At 67.3% G+C, this 5,508-nt stretch carries 6 protein-coding genes; 3 read left to right on the top strand and 3 right to left on the bottom strand.

From position 1 onward, the window contains the following. Window positions 1-779 (bottom strand): rod shape-determining protein (locus tag ACFDTH_RS17140; protein WP_375288773.1); only part of this gene is annotated, 779 nt, incomplete at its 3' end. Between the two features lie 149 nt (window positions 780-928). Here ACFDTH_RS17140 and mutL point away from each other — a divergent pair. From mutL to ACFDTH_RS17155, 3 genes are all read left to right on the top strand, one after another. Beyond that, complete coding sequence (gene mutL, locus ACFDTH_RS17145) at window positions 929-2,737, top strand: DNA mismatch repair endonuclease MutL (protein ID WP_375288774.1); 1,809 nt, start codon at window positions 929-931, stop codon at window positions 2,735-2,737. Continuing rightward, window positions 2,734-2,895, top strand: a complete 162-nt coding sequence (locus ACFDTH_RS17150) for a hypothetical protein (protein WP_375288775.1) — start codon at window positions 2,734-2,736, stop codon at window positions 2,893-2,895. The genes mutL and ACFDTH_RS17150 overlap by 4 nt, the downstream gene beginning before the upstream one ends. Before the next feature lie 878 nt (window positions 2,896-3,773). Continuing rightward, entirely contained in the window at window positions 3,774-4,082 is a 309-nt protein-coding gene (locus ACFDTH_RS17155) for a hypothetical protein (RefSeq protein WP_375288776.1), read from the top strand. A 603-nt stretch (window positions 4,083-4,685) separates the two neighbouring features. Here the strand turns inward: ACFDTH_RS17155 and rplI are convergent. Both rplI and rpsR read right to left on the bottom strand, forming a co-directional pair. Further along, window positions 4,686-5,285 (bottom strand): 50S ribosomal protein L9, encoded by a 600-nt coding sequence (gene rplI / locus ACFDTH_RS17160; RefSeq protein ID WP_375288777.1) that lies wholly within the window; start codon window positions 5,283-5,285, stop codon window positions 4,686-4,688. Between the two features lie 13 nt (window positions 5,286-5,298). Then, on the bottom strand, window positions 5,299-5,508 hold a 210-nt coding region (gene rpsR / locus ACFDTH_RS17165; protein WP_375288778.1), incomplete at its 5' end, for a 30S ribosomal protein S18.

Consider the following 5,508-nt stretch of genomic DNA (forward strand, 5'->3'; position numbering starts at 1 on the left):
TCGGCGATCTGGCCCTGGTTGATCTGGATCTCCTTGGGCACGCCGTTGACGAGGTCGCGGCCCTTGATGTGGATGGTGGTGCCGATGCCGTCCGCAGGGGGGCGGGCGATGCCCACCTCCTGCTTGATCCGCTCGGCGGTCGCCTCGCCGATCAGCAGATTGTGGTTGCGGCGGACGTAGCTGACGATCGCCTCGTCCATTTTGTCGCCGCCCACACGCACGCTGGTGGTGTAGGCGAGGCCGCGCAGCGAGAGCACCGCCACCTCGGTGGTGCCGCCGCCGATGTCGACCACCATCGATCCGATCGGCTCGGTGACCGGCATGTCGGCGCCGATCGCCGCCGCCATCGGCTCCTCGATCAGATAAACTTTGCTGGCGCCCGCGTTGGAGGCGGCGTCGCGGATCGCGCGGCGTTCCACCTTGGTCGAGCCCGACGGCACGCAGATCACGATCTCGGGCCAGCGCAGCGCCGACTTGCGGCCGCCGTGCACCTTCATGATGAAGTGCTTGATCATGTCCTCCGCGACGTCGATGTCGGCGATCACGCCGTCGCGCAGCGGTCGGATCGCTTCGATCGTGCCGGGGGTCTTGCCCATCATCAGCTTGGCATCGTCGCCCACCGCGACGACCCGCTTGACGCCTTCCACCGTCTCGATCGCCACGACGGAGGGCTCGTTGAGCACGATGCCGCGGCCACGCACGTAGACAACCGTGTTGGCCGTGCCGAGATCGATCGCCATGTCGTGCGACATCAGCTTGAAGAAGCGCTGGATTACCATGCCTTGTTACCGTCGGGTCCCGTCACGGGCGCGCGGGGGGCCGCGCCCATTCGCCATATCCCTCGCCCGCCGCCGGCCGCATCCGGCTTGAGGGGGTGCTTACACGGGCGGGGTCGCGGGATGGCGCCGATTGGGCTAGGGCGGCCCGAGTGTCAATACGCCGGCTGCCCCCGAATCTCGTCAACCGCATCGCCGCCGGTGAAGTGGTGGAAAGACCCGCCAGTGCGTTGAAGGAACTTGTTGAGAATGCGGTGGATGCGGCCGCCACGCGCATCGCGGTGCGCCTGTCCCAGGGCGGCACCGGCAGCATCGAGGTGGTGGACGACGGCTGCGGCATGGCCGCGGACGAGCTGGCGCTGGCGCTGGAACGGCATGCCACCTCCAAGCTGCCCGACGAACGCATCGAATCGGTCGCCACCATGGGCTTCCGCGGCGAGGCTTTGCCGTCGATCGCCAGCGTCGCGCGGCTGACGCTGGAAAGCCGGCCGCGGGGTGCGGAGGGCTGGCGGCGGGTGGTCGACAACGGCGTGCTGGTGGGAGAGGGGCCAGCCGCACTGCCGCCCGGTACCCGCGTGCTGGTGGAGGAACTGTTCGCCCGCGTGCCGGCGCGGCGCAAGTTCCTGCGCTCGCCCCGGTCCGAATATGCCGCCTGCCTGGACGTGGTGCGCCGGCTGGCGATGGCGCGGCCGGACATCGTCTTCAGCCTGGAGCATGACGGCCGACGCGCGCTGCCCTTGCTCCAGCCCGAGGACCGGCCGGCGCGGGTCGCGGCGCTGACCGACCGCGCGCTCGCCGATGCCTCGGTGGTGATCGAATTCGAGCGCGAGGGGCACCGGCTCGGCGGGGTGGCCGGCCTGCCGACCTTCCACCGCGGCGTCGCCGATCACCAGTATCTCTTCGTCAACGGCCGCCCCGTGCGGGACCGGCTGCTGATGGGGGCGATCCGCGGCGCCTATGCCGAGATGATGCCGCGCGACCGGCATGCGGTGGTGGCGCTGTTCCTCGATGTTCCGCCCGGCGAGGTGGACGTGAACGTGCATCCCGCCAAGACCGAGGTGCGCTTCCGCGATCCGGCGCTGGTGCGCGGGTTGATCGTCTCGGGGCTGCGCCGCGCACTCGACGCGGCCGGGCACCGGGTGGCGCAGCCGGTGGGTGAGGCGGCGCTGGGGATGTGGCGACCAGAAAGCCCCTCCCCTGAAGGGGAAGACTTGGGGTGGGGCCCCTCCGCGAACGCTGGTCTCGGTGAGACATCCCCCACCCCCTACCCCTCCCCTGAAGGGGAGGGGCTGAGGAGCTTCCGCGATCGCCCCACCTTCTTCACCCCGCCACCACAGGCGCGCGCCGAGCCCGCCTGGGCGCCGCCGCCCGAGGCCGCGGAACATCCGCTCGGCGTCGCGCGCGGGCAGGTGGCGAAGACGTACATCGTCGCCGAATCGCCCGATGGCCTGATCCTGGTCGATCAGCATGCCGCACACGAGCGGCTGGTGCTCGAACGCATGCGCCGCGCGCTCACCGGCGGGGGGGTGGCGGCGCAGGCGCTGCTGATTCCCGAGGTGGTCGAGCTGGACGAGCCCGCCTGCGACCGGCTGGAGGCGCGGGCCGGGGAGCTTGCCGACTTCGGGCTGGAGCTGGAGCGGTTCGGCCCGCGCGCGATGCTGGTCCGCGCCACGCCCGCTTTGCTTGGCACCGCCGATCCGACCGGCCTGGTCACCGACCTCGCCGACGAACTCGCCGCCTTTGACGAGGCGCTGTCGCTGCGCGAGCGGCTGGACGCGATCGCGGGCACCATGGCCTGCCACGGCTCGGTCCGCGCCGGCCGGATGCTGTCAGTCGCCGAGATGAACGCGCTGCTCCGCGAGATGGAGGTCACGCCCCATTCGGGCCAGTGCAACCACGGCCGCCCGACCTGGGTCAAGCTGGCGCATGGCGACATCGAGAAGCTGTTCGGGCGGCGGTGAACGCCGCGTTCATTTCGACGCAACCTTTCCGTCTGGCGCGCATTATCCCGGCCAAGAAACAAAGCTCGGGTCGCACCACCATGAAGCAGATTATCCCGGTTTGCCTGGCACTTATCCCGCTCGCTGCCGTTGTCAGCGCGTATGTGGTGGTGCCGTAGGGCCGAACGTCCCCCCCGGCGCCGCTCCCCCTCCCCCCGCTCGCGGCGCCAACGGAAAGGCCCGTCCGGAAACGCTCCGGACGGGCCTTTTTGATTCGGGCGCGGCCGGGAGGAGCGGGTGGCAGCTATTGGCCGCGGTGGGCGCTTGCTGCGGCGCGGAAGTTGACACTAAGTTGACACCCTCGGCGTGTGTTTCGGCCCGCTGGATCGGTGCCTGAGAGCGGGACGGCCGCAGGCGCATCTCGCCTGACCGCCGCAGGCGCAACGACTTGATTCGACGGTGGAAAGAGCGGCCTAGCGTATAGCTGATTCGGGCCGTGTAGGAAAATGGAAACGGGCGGGGCTTGGTTGGGGTTCTGCGGCGGTCCGACCTGATGACTGGCTTTGCCCAGAAGCGGAGGACGGTCGCAGCGCGCTGCGGATCGCTTCGAAGCGGCTGGCCCGCTATCAGCAAGCCTGCCGGTCGGGTTTGGAATGGCCAGCGCAAGTGTGGAAAGATTGCCATGTCCGAGGATGCTGTGTGGCCCTTCGATGATCACGCCCGCGAGCATCTCCGAAGAGCTTATGAGCAGGCTGAAAGAGAGCTTCGGGTGGGAGGCGTGCTATACTTTGACTCGGACGACGATTTCAGCTTCGAGTTTCCACTTCGAGAACACTTTCTGCCACAGTATGTAAATGGCAACCAGCAACGCATTAGATATGGTCTATTCCTCGGTTGGGAGTATAGTATTGACATAGCTCAAGCTTTCCTAAAGATCGTATCTGGAGGGCCGGCGATAGCAGCTTGGAGATTCCTAGAAATGCTTCACCAAGGCGGTGGGCATATGACTGTGCAGCGAAGCTTCTTGGTTACGCCTGTTCGCCTTCGCGAGGATGCTATGCAGTCCGCGACCGACATCGTGAGGCACTACTGGCGATCACAGCTATCAATGCCGCGTGACGCGCGCGCGTGTGACCGGTCGGACTACATCGCCCTCGCACGGCGTCATGGGCTCACCGCTGACGAAGCGCTGGCACGGACCGATTGCCTGATGGAGTCGATCTATCCGATGGACGCCAGCCAATCCAATCTGGAGCGCTTAGCGGTTGATCCTGGTCGCCATCGGCGATCACTCGAGGCGTTTGTGAAGAGCGACTTGCTGGCTAATCGGCTCTGTCTTTTCCTCGTCTCCGACAACTGCGATTGACCCCAGTTATCGCTTCCCGAGAATGACCGCTTTCCCCAACTCCAGCCATGTCGTCATCCCGGCCTTGTGCCAGGGTCCACTGCGAGGCGGGCGGAGGGCAAGCGGTTCGGATGGTTGCTTTCCGGGCGCGGTGGATCCCGGCACAGGGCCGGGACGACGGTTTGGGTGAGGGCAGCTTCCCCCCAACGTCGGAAGTTCGCCTTCTCCAGCTCCCGTTTGTCCTGAGGAGGTGCTGAGCGTAGCGAAGTGCCGTCTCGAAGGACAGTTCCGAGCGATACGGCGGTGCTTCGAGACGCGCCTTCGCTGCGCTCAGTCGCTCCTCAGCACGAACGGGAGGGGGAAGCGGAGCACGTAAACTGGAGTCTGATCCAGCAACTTTGATCCGTCGCCCCGGACCTGATCCGGGGCCCCGCTTCTTGCTCCACTTGAGAGGGTCAAGGCAGCGGGACCCCGGATCAAGTCCGGGGTGACGTGGGGTGCGGGTGCAGGTCGCGTGGTCCACACTCCAGCGCTGCCGGAGAGGGCGCACCGCCGCACCCCAATGCAAAAGGGCGGCGCTTCCCGCGAAGCGCCGCCCTTTCGTCATTGCCGTTGAGGCGAGGGTCAGGCCTGCTCGGCAGGGGCCTCGTCGCGGTCCTCGGCGCTGGCGCCGGGCTCTGCGTTGGGATCATAGGCCTCGACGAAGCCGCCCTGGTCGCGACCTTCCTCGAACACCTGCGCCATCACGTCGACGCCGGCGGCCTGCATCTCGGCCTCTTCGGGCGAGCGGGCGACGTTGACCTTGACGGTCACCGACACCTCGGGGTGCAGCGCGACCTTGACCTCGTAGAGGCCCAGCGCCTTGATTGGACGATCGAGCACGATCGCCGACTTGGACACCTTGTGCCCGTCCGCGACCAGCGCGTCGACCAGGTCGCGTACGGCAACGGAGCCGTAGAGCTGGCCGGTGTTCGACGCCTGGCGGATCAGGGTGACCTGCGCGTTCTTGAACGACTTCGCCTCGGTCTCGGCCTCGCCGCGACGGTTGGCATTGTCGGCCTCGATACGGGCGCGGTTCGCCTCGAACACGCGGCGGTTTGCGTCGTTGGCGCGCAGCGCCTTCTTGTTCGGCAGCAGGAAGTTGCGGGCGAAGCCGTCCTTGACCTTGACCACGTCGCCGATGCTGCCGAGCTTCTCGACACGCTCCAGAAGAATGACGTCCATCTGTCTGGACTCCTTACTTAACGACGTAGGGCAGCAGGCCCAGGTGACGCGCGCGCTTGATCGCCTGGGCGAGCTCGCGCTGCTTCTTGGCGCTGACGCTGGTGATGCGCGAGGGCACGATCTTGCCACGCTCGGACACGAAGCCCTGGAGCAGGCGGACGTCCTTATAGTCGATCCGGGGCGCATCCTTGGCGCTGAACGGGCACGACTTGCGGCGGCGGAA

The sequence above is a fragment of the Sphingomonas sp. genome (genome assembly GCF_042096255.1).
In the GTDB taxonomy this organism is placed as follows: domain Bacteria; phylum Pseudomonadota; class Alphaproteobacteria; order Sphingomonadales; family Sphingomonadaceae; genus Sphingomonas.

Excerpts from the sequence above, each read along its gene's own strand:
- ACFDTH_RS17155 (WP_375288776.1), top strand. The coding sequence starts at position 3,774 with ATGCAGTCCGCGACCGACATCGTGAGGCACTACTGGCGATCACAGCTA.
- rplI (WP_375288777.1), bottom strand. The coding sequence starts at position 5,285 with ATGGACGTCATTCTTCTGGAGCGTGTCGAGAAGCTCGGCAGCATCGGC.